The organism is Serratia sp. MF1(2023) (assembly GCF_030954545.1).
GTDB lineage: Bacteria > Pseudomonadota > Gammaproteobacteria > Enterobacterales > Enterobacteriaceae > Serratia > Serratia sarumanii.
This window is the reverse complement of record NZ_JAVHUX010000043.1, coordinates 1-24,243: the sequence shown is the minus strand read 5'-3', so window position 1 is coordinate 24,243 and position 24,243 is coordinate 1. Positions and strand designations below refer to the sequence as shown.

General features: G+C 63.7%; 14 protein-coding genes. 12 read left to right on the top strand and 2 right to left on the bottom strand.

All coding sequences use genetic code 11. From position 1 onward, the window contains the following. Positions 1-54 precede the first annotated feature (54 nt). Complete coding sequence (locus REA38_RS20730) at positions 55-1,665, bottom strand: condensation domain-containing protein (RefSeq protein WP_164040413.1); 1,611 nt, start codon at positions 1,663-1,665, stop codon at positions 55-57. A 534-nt stretch (positions 1,666-2,199) separates the two neighbouring features. Between REA38_RS20730 and REA38_RS20725 the strand changes: the two genes are divergently transcribed. The 3 genes from REA38_RS20725 to REA38_RS20715 all read left to right on the top strand — a co-directional run bounded on the left by REA38_RS20725 (position 2,200) and on the right by REA38_RS20715 (position 8,561). Beyond that, positions 2,200-4,293, top strand: a complete 2,094-nt coding sequence (locus REA38_RS20725; protein WP_033636744.1) for a TonB-dependent receptor — start codon at positions 2,200-2,202, stop codon at positions 4,291-4,293. Positions 4,294-4,371: 78 nt separating this feature from the next. Further along, a complete protein-coding gene (locus REA38_RS20720; protein ID WP_308886556.1) occupies positions 4,372-7,281 on the top strand; it encodes a condensation domain-containing protein in 2,910 nt (969 codons plus the stop codon). Positions 7,282-7,328: 47 nt separating this feature from the next. Continuing rightward, positions 7,329-8,561 (top strand): YncE family protein, encoded by a 1,233-nt coding sequence (locus tag REA38_RS20715; protein ID WP_033636746.1) that lies wholly within the window; start codon positions 7,329-7,331, stop codon positions 8,559-8,561. A 58-nt stretch (positions 8,562-8,619) separates the two neighbouring features. On the opposite strand, the gene REA38_RS20710 is transcribed toward REA38_RS20715, so the two are convergent. Further along, positions 8,620-10,902, bottom strand: a complete 2,283-nt coding sequence (locus tag REA38_RS20710) for a TonB-dependent siderophore receptor (protein WP_033636747.1) — start codon at positions 10,900-10,902, stop codon at positions 8,620-8,622. A gap of 284 nt (positions 10,903-11,186) precedes the next feature. Between REA38_RS20710 and fes the strand changes: the two genes are divergently transcribed. From fes to REA38_RS20665, 9 genes are all read left to right on the top strand, one after another. Continuing rightward, the gene (gene fes, locus REA38_RS20705) at positions 11,187-12,560 is read left to right on the top strand and encodes an enterochelin esterase (protein ID WP_308886555.1); all 1,374 of its coding nucleotides are present in this window, start codon (positions 11,187-11,189) and stop codon (positions 12,558-12,560) included. Beyond that, on the top strand, positions 12,535-12,741 hold the full coding sequence (locus REA38_RS20700) for an MbtH family protein (RefSeq protein ID WP_033636748.1): 207 nt from the start codon (positions 12,535-12,537) through the stop codon (positions 12,739-12,741). The genes fes and REA38_RS20700 overlap by 26 nt, the downstream gene beginning before the upstream one ends. Positions 12,742-12,773: 32 nt before the next feature. Continuing rightward, a complete protein-coding gene (locus REA38_RS20695; protein WP_308886553.1) occupies positions 12,774-16,718 on the top strand; it encodes an enterobactin synthase subunit F in 3,945 nt (1,314 codons plus the stop codon). A gap of 176 nt (positions 16,719-16,894) precedes the next feature. Next, a complete protein-coding gene (entS, locus tag REA38_RS20690; protein ID WP_033636752.1) occupies positions 16,895-18,151 on the top strand; it encodes an enterobactin transporter EntS in 1,257 nt (418 codons plus the stop codon). 211 nt (positions 18,152-18,362) lie between these two features. Continuing rightward, a complete protein-coding gene (locus REA38_RS20685) occupies positions 18,363-19,568 on the top strand; it encodes an isochorismate synthase (RefSeq protein WP_308886551.1) in 1,206 nt (401 codons plus the stop codon). A 7-nt stretch (positions 19,569-19,575) separates the two neighbouring features. Continuing rightward, entirely contained in the window at positions 19,576-21,204 is a 1,629-nt protein-coding gene (locus REA38_RS20680) for a (2,3-dihydroxybenzoyl)adenylate synthase (protein WP_060423881.1), read from the top strand. Positions 21,205-21,207: 3 nt separating this feature from the next. Beyond that, positions 21,208-22,068 (top strand): isochorismatase, encoded by an 861-nt coding sequence (locus tag REA38_RS20675; protein ID WP_004930014.1) that lies wholly within the window; start codon positions 21,208-21,210, stop codon positions 22,066-22,068. Positions 22,069-22,265: 197 nt separating this feature from the next. Continuing rightward, positions 22,266-23,330 (top strand): YncE family protein, encoded by a 1,065-nt coding sequence (locus tag REA38_RS20670; protein WP_308886550.1) that lies wholly within the window; start codon positions 22,266-22,268, stop codon positions 23,328-23,330. A 121-nt stretch (positions 23,331-23,451) separates the two neighbouring features. Beyond that, a complete protein-coding gene (locus REA38_RS20665; protein ID WP_308886549.1) occupies positions 23,452-24,069 on the top strand; it encodes a DUF2238 domain-containing protein in 618 nt (205 codons plus the stop codon). The last annotated feature ends 174 nt before the right edge of the window (positions 24,070-24,243 follow it).

Below are 24,243 nucleotides of genomic sequence, written 5' to 3'. Positions count from 1 at the left end.
TATAGTCGCTAACCGATTAAAACGAGCCGGGCGCCGCGCGCCCGGAAACCGATCTCAGTGCTGCGGTGCCAGCGCGGCGAGCAGCGTTTTCGCATGCTTTCCTGCCTCGGGCGAGCGTTGGCAGATCAGCGCCGCCAGCGCCGCAGGGGAGGAGTGCGCCGCCAGATCCTGCGCCGTCAGCGCCGCCGCCAGATACTTGTTGAGCACCGTCAGCAGCGCGTTCACCCCGGCATCCGGCAAGGCCAACCGGCGGATATCGTCGTGGTCGCGCAAGCCGGCCCCGGGGGCCACCCGCGCCAGCAGCCGATGCAGCACCTGGCGCACCGGCGCCTGCTGCGCCAGCGCGTCGGGCGTGCATTGCGCCAACAGCTGCGACAGCGGGCGATCGAACGCCTCCGTTTGCCGCGCGGCCAAGTGCAGCAGCGCCCGGTAACAGGCCAGCAGGCGTGGCAGCACCTGCTCGGGGAACGCATCCAGCCGCACGTCCCAGTTGATCAGAATACCGTCGTCGACGTGGGCGACCTGCGCATCCAGCGCCACCTGCGGCCCCTGAGAGATGACCCAGCCGAGATGGCCGAAGGTGTCGGTGACCCGTTCGGAAAACAGCGTCTTGCCGCGGATGCCAAAACCGGCGGTAAACACCACCGGCGAAGGCTGCAGGCTGCCGTGCAGGCGCGACAGATCGCGCATCACGCTGACGCCGGGGTAATCCGCATGCTCGATCAGCTCCGCCAGCTGTGCCATCAGGCGCCGGCAGAAAGCGCTCAGATTTTCCGTCGGGTTCAGCTCCACGCCGAGCAGCACCAGGTTAGAGAAATCGCCGATGAGGCGATGCGCGTCCTCCCGTTCACTCTCGCGGTGGAACAGCGGCACGTTGAGCCGAAAGCGCGTCATGTTCCAACCCTGGCCGACGGCCAGCGCGAACAGCGCTAAAAACAGCGTCGAGAGCGAGGTGTGATGCCGTTTGGCGGCGCTCTCCAGCGCGCGGCTTTCTTCCGCATTCAGCTGTACGGCCAGGCGATCGCTGCGGCAGCGGTCCGGCGTGCGCAGCAGGCGCGGCGCCGGCGGCACCTGCGCCAGGCGCTCACGCCACCAACGCTGGCCGCGTTCGCGCCGCTGGCGTAGCGCCTCGTCGGCGTCGCGCCGTTCGAGGTGGTCGAAGTAGGCCGGCGGCACGTCATGGGGGGGCGCCGGCGGGCACTGGTAATAAAACGCCGTCAGATCTTCCATCAACAGGCGAAAGCTCATGGCATCGCCGGCGATCATATCGAGATCGACATGCAGGCGGCTGCGCCCCTCCGGCAACAGGCTCAGGCTGATATCGCAGGGCACGCCCTGCTCCAGCGGCAGCAGCTGGGTGCTTTTCGCCTGGCGTTTGGCGGCGAGCGCGGCCGCCAGCGTCGCTTCATCGGCATGTTGCCAGTCGTCGATATGCAAGGAGTGCCGGGGGCCGGAAGGCGCGATCGTCTGCCGGCCATCATCGGTAATGCGCAGGCGTAACAGCGGATGGTGCAGGTACAGCGCCTCGACAGCCTGGCGCAGCCGGGCGATGTCCAGCTCGCCGCCGTCGAATTCCGCATACAGGTGGGCGGCTATGCCGCCGAGGGGAGGAGCGGACTGTCGGCCTACCCAATAGGCGGCCTGCATCGTGGTCAAAGCTTTCATCGGGTATCCATTTTGATTCAGCCAACGAGACTGCAAGAATATATCCAAATGTTAATAGGAATGAAAATTATTATTATTTAATCCATTTGGCGTGAAGGTGCTATTTATAAGGGGTTTTAGCGATGCCGGGCAGGTAGGGCTTTGGAGGTGAATAATTTATCTATATTATTCTTAGCATTGAAATGATTGCTTGTTATTACAGCGCTTGTTTTACCTGCAAAAGTATAAGGCTTTCTGGCTGTTTCCGTGCTCGGCTCCTCATCTTTGTTGATAATGATTTGCATTAGAAAATGCAAAATATTATCATTCTTAACACTCTTTTACGTTTTTATACAAGCTGCCGGCCGCTTCGCCGGCGGCTTGGCCGTGGACGGGGCCGCGCTCGTTTGGCCGCGAAAAACATGGGTTTGCCGCAGGGATAAGCAACAGCAAGGCCGGGAAGGCCGCAGCGTCATGGTCTGTGTGAGTGTCGATGTAGGTTGTGTAAAAAAAATCAAATTTTGTGCACCTCTGGGATGAAAGGAGAAGACATCTATGGGCAAGCATTTTGCGGCTCAACGGCATGAAAGCGTAGGAAACGGGGAAAAAGCGGGGATGAAAGCCATTGGGGCGTTTTCCTCCGTATTTTTAGGGGTTTGTTCACTGGCGATCGGTAACGTCAACGCGGCGGAAACGAAGAGCAACGAAACCTACCAGGACGCGGAAACGCTGCTGGTTACCGGTGAGAAGGTCAAACGTTCTATTTTCGACACCAGTTCCAGCGTGCAGGTGTTCGACAGCAACCGCATCGCATCGATGCCCGACGCAGTGCAGATCCCCGATCTGCTGCGCATGACCCCCAACGTGGTGGATCTGGGCATCGGCAACGAACTTCCGACCGTGCGCGGTATCGACGGTTCCGGTCCGAACGTCGGCGCCAACGCCTTCCTCAGCGGCACCCGCCCGCGCCTCAACCTGTCGTTGGACGGCCGTTCGCTGACCTATAACGAACAGGCGTTCGGCCCGCAGTCGCTGTGGGATCTGGATCGCGTCGAAGTGTTCCTCGGCCCGCAAAGCTACATTCAGGGGCGCAACGCCATCGCCGGCGCCATCGTCATGGCCAGTAAAGATCCGACCTTCGAGTGGGAAAGCGCCTTCAAGGGCGGCGCCGGCAACCAACACTCTTCGCAACTGGCCGCCATGGCGTCCGGCCCGCTGGTGGAAGATCAGTTGGCGTTCCGCGTGAGCGTCGATCGCCAGCGCCGCCGCAGCGAGGCCGATCTGCCGGCCTATGCGCCGGTGGGCGATCCGCGAGAAGTGGAAGCCACCACCGCCCGCGCCAAGCTGTTGTTCAATCCGGCCGGCTTGCGCGATCTGACTACCAAACTGACCTTTAACCATTTCGGCAGCACCGCACCACAGAACGAAAGCCTCAACCCGCAGCCGCACCCAACCAATCCGCGCCACGATCCGCGCCGCGCCGTGTTCAAAAGCAACATGAACAGCACCATCTGGGATCTGGCCTGGGAGGCCTCCGATGCGCTGACGTTGGAAAACCGCGTTATCTATACCGATTTCAACATCAACCGTCCTACCGCTTACAACATCCAATACGCCGAGATTGACGGCCAGGAAGTTCACGTAGAGCCGGTGGTGCGCTTCGGCGGCGCGGACAGCCGCCTGCACGGGCTGGCTGGGCTGCGTTATTTCCACGGTACGCAGGATGAGTTCGTCAACATCTTCGGCGGATCGACCTTCAAGGATAAAACCGATACCCATTCGGCGTTCGCTGAGCTGACCTATGCGCTGACGCCGCAGGTGGACGTGACCGCCGCCAGCCGTCTGGAACGCGAACACCGCCGCCGCGACGGCGGCAGTCAGGCGGTACGTATCGACTTCGATGAAACCTACACCGTGTTCCTGCCGAAGCTGGACGTGGCCTGGAAACCGACGGATACCCAAACCTACGGCGCCAAGATCGCGCGCGGCTATAACGCCGGCGGCGGCGGCATCACGATCGGCACGCCGGTGGTCAGCTATACCTACGGTTCCGAGTATGTGTGGAACTATGAGCTGTACACCCGCCATCACCTGAAAGACGCCAACGTGGTGCTGACGGGTAACATCTTCTACAACGATTACAAAGACATGCAGCTGCCGTACTCGTTGGGTGAGAACTCCAGCGTGATCCGCAACGCCGACAAGGTGGAAACCTACGGCGCGGAAATCGGCGCCACCTGGCAGCCGCGTTGGGACTTTGAGCTGTTCGGCAACCTCGGCCTGCTGAAAACCGACATCAAGAAATTCTCGGGCAGCGGCGTGGAAGGGCATGAGCTGGCGCGCGCACCGGCTTACACCGCCAATATGGGCGCCAAATATCAGTTCCTGAAAGGGTGGGAGCTGAGCAGCAACGTGGCGTTCTCGGACTCCTATTACTCGGCGTATGACAACGATTCGCGCGGGCGTATCGGCTCCTATTGGACGGCCAACGCCCAGCTGGCTTACACCTTCGACTACGGCCGCGCCACGCTGTATGCGAAAAACCTGTTTGATTCCGACCGCCGCGAGATGGTCAGAAGTAATGACATCTACACGGCGACCCTGCAGCGAGGCCGCCTGGTCGGCGCGGCGGTTGAGCTGAATTTCTAACGCTATCGCGATGACGGGGGACGAATGTCCCCCGTTTTATGCGCTATCCCGGCACGGCCGGGCAGAGGAGATAACGCAGTGATCGGTGATTTTGACAGCATTCTGAGCGATGAAGAGGCCCAGCGGCTGGAGAGCGCGTTTCAGGCGCTGGGCGCGGCGTCGGCGAGCGGCGAGCGGCCGGTAAGCGAAGCCGAAGAACGGGCATGGTTTGCCCATCTGCAGCAGGGTGACGCACGCGGGCAGCGGGCGTTGGCCTGGCGTTTGACGGGGGATGTGGATATCGCCCAATTGACGGCGGCGCTGCAGGCGCTGGTGCGGGAAACGCCGGGCGTGGACGTGCGCTACGTTTTTGATGACGAAAACGGCCTGGTGAAACGCCCCGCCGGCTCGGCGCCGTTGCCGTTGAGCCTTCGTCAGGTGGGGGACGAACAACAGGCCATTTGTCGCCTGCTGCAAGCGCAGGCAACGCCGTTTGTACTGGAAAGCGAAGCGCCGCTGCGCTGCCTGCTGTTGCTCACGCCGGGCGATAACGTGATTTTGGGCGTGGTCTTGCATGACATCCTGGCGGAAACGCTGCCGTGGCGTCATCTGCCGGCGATGCTGTCCGCCCGTTATAACGGGGACGCGATGCCTCTGCCTTTCGCGGCGGAGCCGGTCGAGCTGGCGGAAACTCCGGAGCCGCAGCTGCCGTGGGTGCGCCAGGCGGTCTCACTGCAAGATTATCGCAGCCCGGCGCAGCGCGCTGAAGCCTTACCGCCGGTGGGCGCGCGCGTGGTCACGCGCATTGCGCGCTCGCTGTTGCCCGCCAACGACACGCCGCGGGCGCTGCTGGCGGCGGTGGCGGCGCGGTTTGCCGAGTTCGTCGCCGCGCAGGCCGGCGGCCAAGCGGTGCAGCTGTGCGTGCCGGCGGCGGATACGGCGGAGTGCGTCGGCCTGGAGCTGGGCCTGACGGCGCCGCCGCTGATGCGCCTGACCGTGCAGCATGGCGAGGGCGACGCCGGGCAGCGGCTGCTGGCGCAAACCGTGGCTGAACAGCCTGATCCGCAACGGGCGCAGCTGCTGGTGGCCTGGCGCGACGATCTGGCCGCAGAGTGGCGGCTGGAAGGCGTTCATGCCGAACGCCTGTTGCTGCCGCCGCTGCATACGCCGTTTGAGCTGGCGCTGCTGCTGGGGTTGCCGGAGGCGGAAGCGCTGACGCTCGAGCTGGTCACCGATCCGCGCCTGTCTCCGCATGTGGCGCCTTTCCTGCTGGAGCAGTTCAGCGCCTTCCTGGCCGGGCAGCGGAGTGCCGTCGCATTGCCGGCGGCTGAGTCCGTTTCCCCGGCGATGGCCGCGCCGGCGGCGAACGGCGACGCGGACGAAAGCGTTGCACCGCTGATTTTGCAGGAGTTCCGTGAGGCGCTGGTGGCGCCGGAAATGACCCTGGATGAAGACTTCTTCGATCGCGGCGGCCATTCGCTGGTGGCCACCCGGGTGATCGGCCGTTTGCTGAGCCTGCATCAGATCGAAATCAACATTAACGACCTGTTCAGCCATCCGACGGCGCGCGGTTTGGCGGGATATGCCAAACGCCTGAACGTTGCGCAGCCGAATGCCGCGGTGGCCACCGCCGACGATCATGATCGGGCGCAGGCACCGCTGTCGCTGGCGCAGGAATCGCTGTGGAAGGTGTATGAAGCCTTCGGCCATGACGAGATTTTCAACCTGCCGTTCTCTCTGCGCTTCTTCGATGCGGTGGATGAAACGGCGCTGCGTCAGGCGTTTATCGACGTCATGACTCGCCATACCGTGCTGCGTTCACGCTTCGTCGAGCAGCAGGGCGAGGTGGTGCAGGTGGTGGTGCCGGCCGCCGAGCTGCCGGAGTACCAGTGGTTCCGCTTCTCCCACGAGACGCCGGCGGGCAACGCCGCCGCCCTGTTGGCCGACGCCGGCCAGCACCGGTTCGATCTGGCCGCCGAGCTGCCGCTGCGCGTCACGCTGCTGCGCGATGCGGACAACGGTCAGCAGCTGCTGTCGCTGCTGTTCCACCATGTGGTGCTGGATGAATGGTCGCTCAACCTGATGATGGATGAATTGGGCGTCGCCTACCGCCATCGCGTCGTCGGCCAGGCGCCGCAGTGGAGCGGGCAGCCGCCGCAGTTCCACGCCTTCGCCCGGCAGCAGCGGGCCTCCGGGGTGCAGCAGCAACATCTGGACTACTGGCTCGATGCGCTGCGCGGCGCGCCGGTCGGCCAGCCGATCTTCCGGCAAGAGCCATCCACCCACCCGGCAGTGCCGGCACCGGCAGACGTCAACGGCGGCTGGCTGGAGTTCGAGGTCGATCCCGCCGTGGCGGAAGGCCTGTATCAGCTCGCCCGCCGCAACAACGCTTCGCTGTTCAACGTGGTGTATGCCGGGATTACCTCGGCGCTGCGCCTGCTTGGCGGCCCGGCGGATCTGTTGGTGGGCACCTCGACCTCCGGCCGTAACGACGCCGAGTTCTTCGATACCGTCGGCTACTTCACCACCGTGGTGGTGCACCGCGTGCGCTTCGACGAGGGGCTGACGGTGGCCGGGTTGGTCAGCCAGGTGAAAAACACCATCAACGGCTCGCTGCCGTACACCGATATTCCAATCGATCTGGTGGAGGAAGGGCTGTTCGGCGTGGACGCCGACCGCAAGAACCACATGTTCGAAGTGTTTATCCAGATCCACAGCCGCATCAAGCTGAACGGCGAGTTCCGGCTGCAGGACGGCAGCGCGATCGCCTACCGCCAGGTGGAGCCGGAAAAAGCCGAGTCGCTGCTTGGCCTGCAGTTTGAGGTGATGGAAGACGATCTGGCCGGGGCGAAATCCCTGCGGGTGATGATGACCTATCGCCAGGATCACTACAGCCGGGAGCAGGCCAATCTGATCGCCGACGGCGTTCAGCACGTCTTTACCCAGTTTGCGCAGCACATCGCTGGCGATATCGCTCTGGCGGCGCTGCCGCCCGGGCCGCAGGCATGACGTTGTTTCACTCTAACCGAAAGCATGATTTTCAAGGAGATAAAAGGATGTCTGGAACCCTAGCAACCCCGCGCGCGTTACTGTCGCTGCTGGTGGCGGCCTCTCTGGTGGTCGCCGGCGCTGCGCAGGCCGACGATGCCGGCATCAAACCGCAGGACATCAAGCGCGAGGCGCTGTCGTCGGCGGTGGTGGAGATGGCCTACAGCACCTCGCAACAGGCGCTGTTCGTCAGCGCGCCGGACTGGAAGGAAGAGGCGCGCTCCCGCGTGCTGCGGCTGGATCCCAACACCCTGGCGATCAAGGCGGAGATCCCGCTGCAGGTGAAAGGCTTCGGCGTGGCGCTGAACGATGCGGGCAATCGCCTGTACCTGACTCAGGGATTCAACGGCGAAGTCGGGGTGGTGGACACCACCACCAACCACGCGCTGGGCAGCATCAAGCTGCTGGACAAAGCGGTGCTGGAGCAGGCCTACAAGCAGGCGGGCATCAGCGGCAAGCGCCTGGACTTCCTGCTGGCGGAGTTGAAGAAGTTCAAAATCACCGAGGACTACCTGTACCGCATTCGCGAGATCAAGTATGACGCGCAAAGCGGCCGCTTGTTCCTGCCGGGGCTGGGCTTCGGCGTCGACAGCGTGCTGTACGTGGTCGATACCAAGGCCGGCAAGCTGGAGAAAGTGATCCCGGGCTTCGGCTACAACGCGGTGGGTATCACATTGGATGAGAAGGGCCGCCGGGTATTCGTCTCCAACATGCAGGGGCAGGTGATCACCCTGAACGCCGACACGCTGGCGATCACCGCCACCCACGAAGTGCAGGCCGATCAGCTGCTGAATCTGGTGTATGATCCGGCGAGCAATCGTCTGCTGGGTGTCGATCAGGGTATCGATCGCGATAACTACCGCAATCATCATCTGGGGCACGACTACGTGAAGCGCAGCAGCGGCCACCGGGTATTCGCGCTGGATGCGGACAGCGGCAAGGTGCTGGCCAGCGAACTGACGGATGAGGTGCCGATCGGCCTGCTGCTCGACGAGCGCAGCCAGCGGCTGTACGTCGCCAACCGCAAAGGCGTACGCGTGGATCACGGCGCCGGGACGCTGACGGTGTTCGACGCCAAGACGCTCAAGCGCCTGCAAACCGTAGACCTGCCGCCGCACCCTAATAGTCTGGCGTTGGATCCGAAAGGCGACGCGCTGTTCGTGACGGTGAAAAACGACGGCGCTTCCACCAAGGCCGGCAAGCCGGAAAGCGTGGTGCGTATTCAGCTGCACACCAACTAACTGAATATAAATATAAAAAAGGGGCGCCGCGGCGCCCCTTTGTCATTGGGTCATGTCATCAGAAGTGGGTGTTGATGCTCATGTAGTAGGTGCGGCCCGGTTCGTTGTAGGTGGCCGCGCCTGCACCGGCGATGTTGATCGCGCCGGTGTTCGGATCGCCCACGTTCTGCGCGTTGCCGGCGCGGAACTGGCGTTTGTCGAACAGGTTATCGATGCCGGCGGTGAGGCTGACGTTTTTGGTCAGGTCATAGGTCGCGCTGGCGCCGACGACGGCATAAGGGCTGACCTCGCGGGTTTCGCCGCCGGTGGCCGGTTTACCCTGGTAGTTGTACTTCTTCGGCTTCTGACGGCCGTACCAGGTCAGGGTGGACTGCATCGACAGATCCTGCGTGGCCTGCCAGCTGAGGGTCGAGTTGACGGTGAACTTCGGGATCACCGACAGGTAATCGCCGGTGGTCTTGTTCTTGTTCTCGATCATGTAGGTGGCGTTGTTGCTCCAGGTGACGGTCTCGCTGACCGGCACGTTCAGCGAGCCTTCCAGCCCTTGCACCACCGCTTTCGGCACGTTTTCCCACTGATAGACCGCCGTGCCGGTGCTGCTGGTGGCGATGCGAGAGTTACCCGCCTCAATCTTGTTGTGGTAATCGTTGCGGAAGTAGGTCACGCCGGCCAGCCAGCCTTCGTTATGGAATTCCAGCCCGATCTCTTTGTTGACGCTGGTCTCCGCCTTCAGATCGTCGTTGCCCAGCAGGTAGCAGCCGTTTTTGGTATCGCTGCCGGCACATCCCTGGCCTTTGCTGTACAGCAGATAGTTGCCGTTGGTCTGGAACAGCGTCGGCGCTTTGTAGGAACGCGCGATGCCCATCTTCAGCGTGAAGTAGTCGCCCAGTTCCTGCGACAGGTTCAGCGCCGGGCTCCAGTTATTGCCGGATTCCGAATGCAGATCGTAGCGCAGGCCCGGCGTCAGCATGGTGGTGTCGGTCAGTTCAATGTTGTCTTCGGCGAACAGCGAGAAGATATGCGCGGAAGCATAAGGGCTGCGCGTACCGGTAGTCATGCCGGGAATGGTGCCGCCCATCAGCGTTTGGCTGGTGGACGTGCCGTCTTTCATCCGCTGCTGGGTCCACTCGGTGCCCAGCGTGGCGGTCTGGGCGACGCCCAGTTCGAACGGCACGCTGACTTCGCTGTGCGCCAGGAAGTCGTCCAGCTTGGTGGTGCCGAAGCCGGTGTTTTTGGTGTCGAAGATGCCTTCGGTACCGCCGGCCAGCCCTTCGTTCAGGCGGGTGTTGCGGGTGCGCTCAAACTGCACGTAGTTGTTGGTGCTCACGCCGTTGTCCCAGGCGCCGCGGTGGGTCAGGCCGAAGGTTTCACGGTAGATGCGGTTGGTCTCTTCGCCGTAGTTGCTCTGCACCAGGGCGTTGGTGTTGGTGTTCTGGGTATCGCCGGCGTACAGGTTGCCCTGGCGGCCGTAAGCGTACTCGAACTCCAGCGACTGCAGATGGGCGAAGTCCCAGTGCAGCAAGGCGTCGATATTTTTATCGACCACCCCTTCGCGCCCGGCGGGGACGCTGTTGGCGTAGGCGCCGACGCGTTCGGACTTATGCGATTCGTTAATGTCCCAGGCGTCGGCCTGCGTTTTGCTGTAGCCGCCGAACAGGCGGAAGCTCAGGGAATCGCTCAGGGGGCCGGACAGGCTGAAGTCGGTGCGTTTGGTGGCGCCTTCCTGCTTGTGTTGCGGCACGTTGAAGTAGCCGTTCAGCGAGCCGTGCAGCGCATCGCCGGCCTTCTTGGTGATGATGTTGACCACGCCGCCCGCGGCGCCGTTGCCGTAGCGCGCCGCGGCAGGGCCGCGCAGCACTTCGATGCGCTCGATCATTTCCGGCGGCACCCAGGCGGTATCGCCGCGCGAGTCGCGCTCGCCGCGCCAGCCCTGACGCACCGAGTTGCGGCTGGAGGCCGGTTTGCCGTCGATCAGAATCAGGGTGTTTTCCGGGCCCATGCCGCGGATATCGATCTGGCGGTTGTTGCCGCGCTGGCCGCTGGTGGAGTTGCCGGTCAGGTTAACCCCGGGCATGGTGCGGATCAGTTCGCTGATGTCGCGCGCCGGCGGGCGTTTCTTGATCTCATCGGCGGTGATGGTGGACACCCCAGGCGCCTGCAGGTTCTGCCGGGCGGCGGTCACGACGATGGTGTCTTCGCCGCGCGGCTTTTTATCCGCGGCGCCGCTGTTTTCTTCCGTGGTGGGGGTGTCGGTCTGCTGCGCGGCGTTGGCGAACGCGGACGCGCCCAATCCCAAGCCGATAAGAGTGGCTAAAGAATAACGTGATAGCTTGCTTTTCATCTGAGTGTCCTACCTTGCTGCCATCCCTCGCCGAACGGGGGGAAGGGCGGTTGTAGTTTTTGTGTAGTCGGAAATAGAAAATCGGCTGCGGCAAGGGATGCCATTGATATATCCCCGATCCCTGTCCGTTGCGCGCAATACCAGCACGATCTCCAAGCCTTACACACTATTGCAAATGCAAATTATTATCAATAGTATTTGGCGTACAGTGCGTTCGGGCGGTGGCCGGCGATAGGGAAAAGTCGACGTTCCCGGTGCCGCCAACTACAAAATGGGTAGGCGTTGTGAATACAGAACTACAGTCAGAAAGCAGCAGATTATTGGCCAGCAGCAATGCGGGCAGTCCAGGATGGTGGTTGACGGTGGCACGGCGCGGTACGCCATGGGTAGAACCGGCGGGTAATGGCCGCTGGCGAACCACCTTTTTCTGGCGCGATCCTCAGGGATGCGAATTGACCTCCGCCTACCGCCGCGTGTGGATCAACATCAACTGCCTGACCGACCATCACCAGCCGAATCCGCCGCAAAGCCTGCAGCGTCTGGCCGGCACCGACGTGTGGTACTGGCAGACCGAGCTGAGCGGCGCCTGGCGCGGCAGCTACTGCTTTATTCCCTGCTTTGACGAGCGGCCGCCGGCGTTCAGCGGCGACGATGCGCACGCCAACATGCACAACCTGCGCCACTGGTGGCACCAGGTGTTCGCCAGCGCCACCCCCGATCTGCTCAACCCGTATCGCTCCTGGCAAAGCGCCAGCGGCCACAGCGTCTCCGGCCTGCACATGCCGGATGCGCCGCCGCAGCCGGTATGGCGTTCGTTCGACGAGTATGAGATCGCCAGCGGGCGCTGCACGCCGCCGCTGCCGGCGCGTTTGCAGCGCCATACCTGGCAGAGCGAGCGCCTGGGCAACAGCCGCGACGTTTGGATCTACACCACCGGCGACAGCAAGCCGGCCGAGCGTCCGTTGGCAATCCTGCTCGACGGTCAGTTCTGGGCGAAGCAGATGCCGGTCTGGGAGCCGCTGATGCAGCTGACCCGCGAGGGGGCGTTGCCGGAAGCGGTGTATGTGTTGATCGACATCATCGATCTGCCGCACCGGGCGCGAGAATTAACCTGCAAGGACGATTTCTGGCTGGCGGTGCAGGAAGAACTGATGCCGCAGCTGGCCGACTGGGCGCCGCACAGCGACCAACCGGCCGATACGGTGGTGGCGGGGCAAAGCTTTGGCGGCCTGGCCTCTCTGTACGCCGGGCTGCGCTGGCCGCAGCGCTTCGGCGCGGTAATTACCCAGTCCGGTTCCTACTGGTGGCCGCGGCGCGACATGCTGCAGCTGCCGAGCATTCCCGACGATGCCTGCTGGCTGATGCAGCAGGTGGAACGACACGGCCTGGGCAACCACGGCGCGCTGAAGGTATTTATGGAAGCCGGTTCGCAGGAAAAGCTGGTGCACCGGGTCAGCGGCGAAATGGCGGCGCGCCTGAGCGACGCCGGCCATCGGGTGCACTATCGGGTGGTGGAAGGCGGGCACGACGCGCTGTGCTGGCGCAGCGGCCTGACCGACGGGCTGCAGGCGGTCTGGGCCTCCGCTTTCGCCACCGCTTATCCGGCATCGGCGACGGCACGAGGAGCACATGATGGAAAGCCTGAATCCGTTCGATGATCAACAGCAGCGCAGCCTGGTGCTGCGCAACGTACAACAACAATACAGTTTGTGGCCGGATTTCCGCGCCATTCCGTCCGATTGGACGATCGTCTTCGGCCCGGCGGCGCGCACCGCGTGCACCGAGTGGCTGGAACAGCATTGGCAAGACATTCTGCCGGTCGCAGCAAGCAAGGCGTGACCGGCGCCAGGTAATCACGGGAGCAATAAGCAGTGTCACACACCCCTAACTCTCTCAGCGGCCCGGCGCTTGCGGGCGAATGGCCGCTGGTCGCGGCGCAACCCGGCATCTGGGTCGCCGATCAAATCTCCCCGCATCGCAATGCCTACGCGGTGGCCCACGCCATCGAACTCAACGGCCCCATTGCCGTGGAGCCTCTGCTGCAGGCCATCATCCAGGGCCTGGGCGAGGTGGACATGCTGCGCCTGCGTTTTGCGGAACGCGACGGCGTGCCGGTGCAATGGCTGGATGACGCGCTGGCGGTGCACGAGCCGGAACTTGTCGATCTGACGACGTCGCCGGATCCCGAAGCCGCCGCGCGCGCGCTGATGGACATCGATCTGGCGAGCGATCTGCGCGCCGGCAGCGGCGCACCGCTGTATCGCCATGTGGTGATGCGCCTGGCGGATAACCGCTGGTTCTGGTATCAGCGCTATCACCATCTGCTGGTGGACGGTTTCAGCTTCACCGCCATCGCTCGCCGCGTGGCGGCGATTTACACCCATCTTTGCCGCGGCGACGCGCTGGAACCGACGCCTTTCACGGCGTTCAGCGACGTGGTGGCGGAATACCAGGCTTACCGGGAGGCGCCGGCCTGGCAGCGCGACGCCGATTTCTGGCTCGAAAAAGCGCGGCAGTTGCCGCCGCCGGCCACGCTCTGCCCACAGCCGCTGGCCGGGCAAACCCCCACGCCGCGCATCCATCGATTGGAACAGCGCTGCGATCCGCAGGCCTTCGCCGAACTGGTACAATGCGGCGCGCAGCAGAAGCTGAACGCCGCCGATATGGCGGTGGCGCTGGTGGCGCTGTGGGTATCGCGCCTGAGCGGCCAACCGAGTTTCAGCGCCGGTTTTATCTTCATGCGCCGTACCGGATCGGCCGCCCTGTGCGCCGCCGGGCCGGTGATCAACGTGCTGCCGATGGAGATGCATCTCGAGCCGCAGGCCACGCTGTATGAGGCCGCCGCCCGCATCAGCCGCGAGCTGAAAACGGTGCGCCGCCATCAGCGCTACGACGCCGAGCAGGTGCAGCGCGATCTGGGGCGCATCGGCGACGGCGAACCGCTGTACGGCACGGTCTTCAACTTCAAAATGTTCGATTACCAGCTGGATTTCGCCGGTATCGAAGGCATCACTCACGATCTGGCCTCCGGGCCGGTGCGCGATCTGGAGATTGCGCTGTTTATCGACGAACACCATCAGTTGAAGGTGGAGCTGCTGGCCAACGCCGAGCGTTACGGTCGCCAGGAACTGCAGGCGTACCTGCAGCGGCTGCCGCTGCTGCTGGCGCAGTTCGCCGCGCAGGCAACGTTGCCGATCGGCGAAGCCGATATGCTGACCGCCGACGATCATGCGCTGCTGGCGCGGGTCAACGACACGGCGCACCCGGTGCCGGCGACCACGCTGAGCCAGCTGCTGGCGCAGCAGGCGCAAACCACGCCGGACGCGCCGGCGCTGGCGGATGCGCATTTCAATTTCACCTACCGCGAAACGCGCGAGCAGGTCATGGCGCTGGCGCGCGAGCTGGTTGCGCAGGGCGTGCGGCCGGGCGACATCGTGGCGGTGGCGCTGCCGCGTTCGGTGTTCCTGTCGCTGGCGTTGATGGCGATCGTGGAAGCAGGCGCCGCCTATCTGCCGTTGGACACCGGTTATCCGGACGAGCGGCTGGCGATGATGCTGGAAGACGCCGCGCCCCGGCTGGTCATCACCAACCCGGCGCAGCAGGCGCGGTTCGCCGACAAGGGCGAAATTTTGCTGTATGACGCGCCGCTGCCGGCCGATCACGCCGCCGGGGTGGCGATCGCGGGTCCGACGCCGAACCATGCGGCCTATATTATCTTTACCTCCGGCTCCACCGGGCGCCCGAAAGGCGTGCTGGTCGGCCATCAGGCGATCGTCAACCGCTTGCTGTGGATGCAGCACCAGTATCCGCTGGGGGCGGACGATGCGGTGCTGCAGAAAACGCCGTGCAGTTTCGACGTCTCGGTATGGGAATTCTTCTGGCCGCTGATGGTCGGTGCCCGGCTGGTGATGGCGCCGCCGGAGGCGCATCGCGATCCGCAGCAGCTGCAACAGCTGATCGCGCAGCACCGCATTACCACGCTGCACTTCGTGCCGTCGATGCTGGCGGCTTTTGTGGCCGCCCTGGACGACGACGCGGCGGTGGCGAGCTGCGCCGCGCTGCGCCAGGTGTTCTGCAGCGGCGAAGCGCTGCCGGCGGAGCTGTGCCGCCTGTGGCAAAGCCGCACGGCGGTGCCGTTGCACAACCTCTACGGCCCGACAGAAGCGGCGGTGGACGTGACCTGGCATCCGGCCTACGGCGACGCGCTGGCAAAGGTGACCGGCGCCAACGTGCCGATCGGCCTGCCGGTATGGAACACCGGGCTGCGCATTCTTGACGCGCGCCTGCGGCCGGTGCCGCCGGGCGTAGCGGGCGATCTGTATCTGACCGGCGTGCAGCTGGCGCACGGCTACCTTGGCCGGCCGGATCTGACCGCCAGCCGCTTTGTCGCCGATCCGTTCGGCGAGGGCGGGCGCATGTACCGCACCGGCGACGTGGCGCGCTGGCTGCCGGACGGCGCGGTGGAATATTTGGGCCGCAGCGACGATCAGCTGAAGATCCGCGGGCAGCGTATCGAGCTGAGCGAAATCGACCACGCCTTGCTGTCGCTGCCGGGCGTGCGCCAGGCGGTGACGCACGCGCTGGTGCTGCAGGGCACGCCGGTGGACGCTGGCGGCGATGCGCGCCAGTTGGTGGGCTATCTGGTGATGCAGCCTGGCGCGAGCTGGGATGCGGAAGCCCTGCGCGCGGCGCTGGCCGACCGGCTGCCGCCGCACATGGTGCCGGTGGCGCTGGTGGAAATGAGCGACTTGCCGTTGAGCGCCAACGGCAAGCTGGATCGCAAGGCCTTGCCGCAGCCGCAGGGCGGTGAACGCAAGGCAGGACGGCCGCCGCAGGCCGGGCTGGAAAGCGAGATCGCGGCGGTGTTCGCCCGCTTGCTGCAGCGCGAGCAGGTGTTCGCCGACGACGATTTCTTCGCGCTCGGCGGCCATTCGCTGCTGGCGATGCGGCTGGCGGCAGAGCTGCGCCGCGATCTGGGCAAGGCGGTGTCCGTCGGCCAGGTGATGGTGGCGTCGCGTGTTGAGCAGTTGGCGGCCTTGCTGGCGGAAGATCGCACGCAGGAAGAGGCCGATCGCAGCGGATTCGACAGCGTATTGCCGCTGCGCGTCACCGAGGGGCCGACGCTGTTCTGTCTGCACCCGGCGTCCGGTTTCTCGTGGCAGTTCAGCGTATTGCCGCGCTATCTCGATCAGCACTGGTCGCTGGTCGGTATCCAGTCGCCGCGGCCGGACGGCCCGCTGGCGCTGAGCGAAGATATGGATCAGGTGGTGGATGCCCACCTGCAGACGGTGTTGCAGGTACAGCCGCACGGGCCGTACCACTTCATCGGCTACTCGCTGGGCGGCACGCTGGCGCAGGGCATCGCCGCCCGGCTGCAGGCGCGCGGCGAGCAGGTGGCGTTCCTCGGCCTGCTGGATACCTATCCGCCGGAGACCCAAAACTGGGACGTGATGCTGGACGACAACGTGTTGAAGGAAGTGCAGCGCGAGCGCGAGCAGTTCCTGGCGGTGTCGCAGGATACGCTCGATCCGGCGCTGGGCGAGACGCGCACCGCGATGTTCGACAACATCGAAGCCAACTACGCTGACTCGGTGCGGTTGTTGTCGCACACGCGTACTGCTCGTTTCCACGGCCAGGCGACGCTGTTCGTCGCCAAACGCACGCTGCAGGAAGGGATGGACGTGCAGCAAACCTGGTCGCAGTACGTCGATGCGCTGCAGGCGCACGAGCTGGACTGTGCGCATGTCGATATCGTTTCGCCGGCGTCGTTCAAAGTGCTGGGGCCGCTGCTGAACCGGATCTTGCGCACGCTGTAATCGCGTCCGTCATCTCGCCGCCAGGCACGGGGATGACCCCGCGTGTGGCGGCGTTTCTTGCGGTTGCTCACGGTTGAATATCAATGAGTTTTATTATCATTATTGATTTCGCCATCTGTGCTAGCATAGCGCCCCGCAACTGCAGAATCCCCGTTTAACGATGTGGTGAAAAACCGATGAGTAGCAAACCCTCCATCCTGCTTGATTTTAGCCTGCTGAAAACCAACCGGGCTTTCCGCGCGGTATTCTGCGCGCGCTTTATTTCCATTGTGGCGCTGGGGCTGATGGCGATCGCCATCCCGGTGCAGATCCAGGCGTTGACCGGTTCCACCCTGCAGGTCGGGCTGGCGGTGACGCTGGCCGGCGGCGGCATGTTCGCCGGGCTGCTGATGGGGGGCGTATTGGCCGATCGCTATGAGCGGCGCCGACTGATCCTGTTCGCGCGCTCTACCTGCGGCATCGGCTTCGTCGGCCTGTGCCTCAACGCCCTGTTGCCGTCGCCTTCGCTGGCGGCCATTTATCTGCTGGCGGTGTGGGACGGCTTCTTCGGCGCGGTGGGGGTGACGGCGCTGCTGGCGGCCACGCCGGCGCTGGTGGGCCGCGAAAACATCGTGCAGGCGGGCGCCATCAGCATGCTGACGGTGCGCTTCGGCTCGATCCTTTCTCCGGCGATCGGCGGCCTGGTGATCGCCCATATGGGCATTGCCTGGAACTACGGCCTGGCGGCGTTCGGCACCCTGCTGACGCTACTGCCGCTGCTGAGCCTGCCGCAGCTGATGCCGCCGCCGCAGCCGCGGGAACACCCGCTGCGCGCGCTGGCGGGCGGTTTCGCCTTCCTGTTCCAGAACAAGGTGATCGGCATGGTGGCGCTGATCGGCGCGCTGCTGACCATGGCCAGCGCGGTGCGCGTGCTGTACCCGGCGATGGCGGAAGGTTGGCACATCGACGCCGCCCACCTCGGCTATATGTACGCCGCCGTGCCGCTCGGCGCCGCCATCGGCGCGTTCACCAGCGGTCGCGTGGCGCACGTGGCGCGCCCCGGTTGGGTGATGCTGCTGACGGCGATCGCGGCGTTCGCCGCCATTGGCCTGTTCGGCCTGATGCCGTGGTACAGCCTGGCGTTGCTGTGCCTGGTGGCGTTCGGCTACCTGAGCGCGCTGAACTCGCTGCTGCAATACGGCCTGATCCAGAGCCTGACGCCGGACAACTTCCTCGGCCGCATCAACGGCCTGTGGACGGCGCAAAACGTGGTGGGCGATGCGCTGGGCGCGTTGCTGCTGGGGGCGATGGGCGCCTTTATGCTGCCGGCGATGAGCGCCAGCGGTTTCGGCTTCGGCGCGGCGCTGCTCGGCATCCTGTTGCTGTTCGCCATGACCGGTTTGCGCCAGGTGACGCTGCACAAACCGGAGCCGCAGCCCGCCACAGAAAAGTAGTCGAACGCGTTAAGACAATGCTGTGGGATCAAATAGCAATGCTTATCATCGGCATGCGTAAAACCCACAGCGTTTATGTCATGATTTTGAAATGAAAGAAGTGCTTACGTTTATTGACATGGCAAATATCGGCGAGTAATTTAGCGCGGAATTAACTCAAATGATAATCATTATTATATTGGTTATCACTTCAAAATCTGAGGGCGAAGCGATGGATACTGCCGTGAACGACATCAATCGAAAGGAAATGCAGGAGCGCGAAGAACACCGGTTCGCCGCTGATTTTTCTCCGGCGTCGGGCTTCTTCTTTACCTCCCCTTTCCGCAGCTTGACCACCACCGGATGTTTCAGCCGCATTCGCCTGCCGGCCGCGGACGGCGCCGATCTGAACGGCGAGTTCCAGCGCAGCGTGCGGCAGGCGTTTGCCGAGGCCCGTCAGGCCGGTATCAAAAATCCGCTGCTGTGCGGCGCTATCCCGTTCGATACCCGGCAGCCTTCGGCGCTGTTTATTCCGCAGCAGAGCCGCTGGTTCGATCGCGCCGCTTTTATGGCCGGCGTTCAGCCGGCGGCAGAGGGGCCGGAGCTGGCTGGCATAACGGAGCTGCCGCCGCCGCAGCCGTTCATGAACATGGTCAGCGATGCCGTTGACGCGATGAAGGCCGGTGAGCTGGATAAAGTGGTCTTGTCGCGCCTGCTGGAGATCGAAACGCGCCGGCCGGTGGATCGCCATGCGCTGATGGCGCGCGTGATCGCCCAAAACCCGCACGGTTTCCACTTCCACGTGCCGCTGGAGCAGGGCGCGCTGTTGGGCGCCAGCCCGGAGCTGCTGCTGCGCCAGGACGGCGGCCGTTTCTACTCCAACCCGCTGGCCGGTTCCGCCCGGCGCGAGGCCGACCCGCAGCGCGATCGCGAAGTGGGGGAGCGGCTGATGGCCTCGGCGAAAGATCGCCACGAGCATCGCATCGTCACCGAAAGCATGCGTGACGTGCTGGCCGGCCGCTGCCGCTACCTGAACGTGCCGCACACCCCTGAATTGTTGACCACCACCACGCTGTGGCATCTCTCCACGCCGATCGACGGCGAGGCGGCCTCTCCAGACGAAAATGCCCTGTCGCTGGCCTGCCTGTTGCACCCGACGCCGGCGCTGTGTGGCATGCCGACGGCCCAGGCGCACGCCCTGATCGGCAAGCTGGAGCCGTTCGATCGCGGCCTGTTTGGCGGCATCGTCGGCTGGTGCGATGACGAAGGCAACGGCGAGTGGGTAGTGACTATCCGCTGCGGCACCGTTGACGGCAACCGGGTGCGTCTGTTCGCCGGCGCCGGCATTGTGGAAGACTCTTCACCCGAATCTGAATGGCATGAAACAGGCACCAAACTCAGCACCATTCTGCGTGCCTTTGGTATGAATCAAGGATAACGACAAGATGAGCATTGCCTTTACTCCCTGGCCGGCGGAGTTCGCCAGCCGCTATCGCGAACGCGGCTACTGGACTGACAAGCCGCTGACCGAGATCCTCGACCGCCAGGCCAACAACGACGCCCCGGCGATTATCGACGCCCAGGGCAGCCTGACCTACCGCGAGCTGCAGCAGCGCTCCGATCGCCTGGCGGCCGCTCTGCTGCGCCGCGGCGTGAAATCCGGCGACACCGCGTTGGTTCAGCTGGGCAACGTGGCGGAGTTCTATATCGTGTTCTTCGCGCTGCTGAAAATTGGCGTGGCGCCGGTCAACGCGCTGTTCAGCCATCAGCGCAGCGAGCTGAACGCCTATGCCGAGCAGATCAAACCGGCGCTGCTGATCGCCGATCGCCAGCACGCGCTGTTTGCCGACGATCAATTCCTGAACGCCTTCCGCGATGCGCATCCTTCGCTGCGGGTTGTGGCGCTGCGCAGCCAGCCCGAGGGCGAGCTGGCGCTGGCCGCCTGGCTGGACGAGGCGAGCGACGGTTTTGTCGCGCAGCCTTCCGCGGCCGATCAGGTGGCGTTCTTCCAGCTTTCCGGCGGCAGCACCGGTACGCCGAAGCTGATCCCGCGCACCCACAATGATTACTACTACAGCATTCGCCGCAGCGTGGAGATCTGCCGTTTCGACGCGCAGACCCGTTATCTGTGCGCGCTGCCGGTGGCGCACAACTACCCGATGAGTTCGCCGGGCGTGCTGGGCGTGTTTTATGGCGCTGGGCTGGTGGTGTTCGCCGCCGATCCGGACGCCGGGCAGTGCTTCCGTCTGATCGAACAGCACCAAATCAACGTGACGGCGCTGGTGCCGCCGGCGGTCACGCTGTGGCTGCAGGCGATCGAAGAGTGGGGCGGCAATGCCCAGCTCGCCAGCCTGAAACTGCTGCAGGTGGGCGGCGCCAAGCTGGGCGAGACGTTGGCGGCGCGCATTCAGAACGAAATCGGCTGCCAACTGCAGCAGGTGTTCGGCATGGCGGAAGGGCTGGTCAACTACACCCGGCTGGACGACGACGAACGCCACATCCTGACGACGCAAGGGCGGCCAATGTCGCCGGACGACGAGGTGTGGGTGGCGGATGACGACGGCAATCCATTGCCGGCGGGCGAGGTCGGCCGGTTGATGACGCGCGGGCCTTATACCTTCCGCGGTTACTACCAAAGCCCGGCGCACAACGCCGACGCCTTCGACGCCGACGGTTTCTACTGCTCCGGCGATCTGATCAGTATCAGCGAAGACGGCTACATCACCGTGCAGGGGCGGCAGAAAGATCAGATCAACCGCGGCGGAGAGAAGATCGCCGCCGAGGAGATCGAGAACCTGCTGCTGCGTCATCCGGACGTGATCAACGCCGCGCTGGTGTCGATGCCGGACGCGCTGATGGGGGAGAAGAGCTGCGCCTATATCATCGCCAACGCGCCGCTGAAGCCGGTGGTGCTGCGCCGCCACCTGCGCGAGCAGGGCGTGGCGGACTTCAAACTGCCGGATCGCTTTATTCAGGTGGACAGCCTGCCGCTGACCCCGGTCGGCAAAGTGGACAAAAAACGGCTGCGCCAGCAGCTCGACGCGCAACTACAGACTCAGGCTCAGGGAGATTAATCGATGGCCATTCCAAAACTTAATGACTACGCGCTGCCGACGGCGGACGAACTGCCGCAAAATAAAGTCACCTGGCAGGTAGAACCGCAGCGCGCCGCGCTGCTGATCCACGACATGCAGCAGTATTTCCTCAATTTCTGGGGCGAAGACAGCGCGCTGATTAAACAGGTGGTGGAGAACATCGCCAACCTGCGCCGCTACTGCAAACAGCAGGGCATTCCGGTGTTCTATACCGCGCAGCCGAACCAGCAGAGCGATGAAGACCGCGCGCTGTTGAACGACATGTGGGGGCCGGGCCTGAACAAACACCCCGAGCAGCAGGCGGTGACCGCCGCGCTGGCGCCGGACGAAGACGACACGGTGCTGGTGAAATGGCGCTACAGCGCCTTCCACCGCTCGCCGCTGCAGGAGATCCTGCAGGAGTCCGGCCGCGATCAGCTGATCATCTGCGGCGTGTATGCGCACATCGGCTGCCTGACCACCGCCATCGACGCCTTCATGCGCAATATCCAGCCGTTCATGGTGGCCGACGGCCTGGCGGATTTCTCGCGCGACGAACACCTGATGGCGCTGCGCTACACCGCCGGCCGCTGCGGCCGGGTGGTGACCACCGCGTCTCTGTTGCCGGCTGCCGGTATCGCCAGCATCGATGCACTGCGTCAGCAGATCCTGCCGCTGCTTGACGAAGACAGCGAAGACATGGGCAACGATGAGAACCTGATCGATTACGGCCTGGATTCGGTGCGCATCATGGAGCTGGCGACCCGCTGGCGCAAGATCCGCGGCGATATCGACTTTATCGCGCTGGCGCGCAACCCGACCATCGACAGCTGGTGGGCGCTGCTTTCCGAAGAGAAAGCCTGATTTTAATAACGATAATGCGGCGGCCGTCTGGTTTGACATAAAACGCCGCTCTTTTGAGCCATATCCAAAATAATTGCAGTTGCATCAAGGTGGCAAGAACGTGAGTCCCCAGGAGCTTACTCCGGTAAGTGACTGGGGCGAGCGAGCGCAGCCAACGCCGATGTAGCTGTAAGTATGAAGGATATAAGGAGATTACGATGAATACTTTGATAACTAAGGGAAAACGTGCGGCATTTCCGCTGATGCTGCTGTCCACGCTGCTGTTCTCCAACTCGTTGCTGGCGCAGACCGCGCCGGAAGTGCTGCGCAAGCCGGTTGGCAAGGGCGCCTATGAAATGGCCTACAGCCCGAGCGAGAACGCGCTCTATCTGGCGACGTCGCAGAGCCGCAAGCTGGACAAGGGCGGCATCGTTTATCGTCTGGATCCGACCACGCTGGACGTGACCCAGATTATTCATAATGACATCAAACCGTTCGGCGCCGCCGTCAACGCCAAGACCGGCACGCTGTTCTTCGGCAACACCGTCAATAACTCGGTGACCGCCATCGACGCCAAGACCGGCGACGTGAAAGGCCGCCTGGTGCTGGACGCACGCAAGCGCTCCGAGACCGTCAAGCCGCTGGCGCCGCGTGAGTTGGTGGCGGATGCCGACAGCGATACCCTTTACATCACCGGTCTGGGTGAATCCAGCGTGGTGTGGGTGGTGGACGGCAAGGATCTGACCCTGCGCGCCACCGTGACCGACACCGGCAAATACGGCACCGGCCTGGCGCTGGACGCCGCCGCCAAACGTCTGTATGTCACCAACGCCGACGGCGAGCTGGTGACCATCGACACCCAATCCAACAAGGTGCTGTCGCGCAAGAAGCTGGATGAGTCCAAAGAGCACTTCTTCCTGAACATCAGCCTGGATACCGCTACCCATCGCGCGTTCATCACCGATTCCAAGCAGCCGCAGGTGCTGGTGGTGGATACCCGCAACGGCAACATCCTGAGCAAGATCGACGTACCGGAATCGCTGGCGGTGCTGTTCAACCCGGCGCGCAATGAAGTTTACGTCACCCATCGCCAGGCGGGCGAAGTGAGCGTAATCGACGCCAAGAGCTACAAGGTGCTGAACACCATCAAGACGCCGACCCACCCGAACAGCCTGGCGCTGTCGCCGGACGGTCAGACGCTGTACGTCAGCGTCAAGCAGGCTTCCAGCCGCGAGAAAGAAGCCACCGCGGCGGACGACGTGATCCGCGTAGCGCTGAAATAATCCCGCTCAGGGTACGCGCACATCGAACAGGCGAAGCGGCGACGCTCCGCCTGTTTTTTTTCGCCCAAGGATCTGCGGTATAAAGAGTGTATTGATCCGTTAACCCGAAGGAACGTTGGTTATGCCTGCCTCGCGTACCCCGCTGTTATTGTCCGTTATCACCCTGCTGCTGCTGGCCGCGCTGATCCACAGCGGCATCCGCCCTTACGATCGCACCACCTGGCTGATGGAGGTGGCGCCGGTATTGGTAGTTTTGCCGCTGCTGTGGCTGACTTATCGCCGCTATCCGCTGACGCCGCTGCTCTACACGCTGATTTTATTTCATGCGCTGATCCTGATTTTCGGCGGCATGTACAGCTACGCCCGCGTGCCGCTGGGGTTTGAGGTGCAGCAGTGGCTGGATCTTGGCCGCAACCCGTACGACAAACTGGGGCATTTCTTCCAGGGATTGGTGCCGTCGCTGGTGGCGCGCGAGATCCTGCAGCGCGGCGGCTATGTGCAGGGCCGCAAGATGCTGGGCTTTGTGGTGTGCTGCATCGCGCTGGCGATCAGCGCCGTTTACGAGCTGATCGAGTGGTGGGCGGCGCTGGCGCTGGGCCAGGGCGCCGACGAGTTTCTCGGCACCCAGGGCGACCCGTGGGATACCCAGTCCGACATGTTCTGCGCCTTGCTCGGCGCGCTATGCGGTTTGCTGCTGTTCGCCGGTTGGCAAGACCGGCAAATTCGCCGCCTGTGCTGAGTATTTTTCGGCGTTGCTCAGACCCCGCCTTATGGCGGGTTAATGAGATGGTCACCCCCACCCTGTGAGCGGTACGCTGGCAGGGTGTTTTTCTTTCTGAAGGGGATCATCATGCAAAACGTTACGCTCATCGGTATTGACCTCGGCAAGCAGTCGTTTCATGTTCACGCTCAG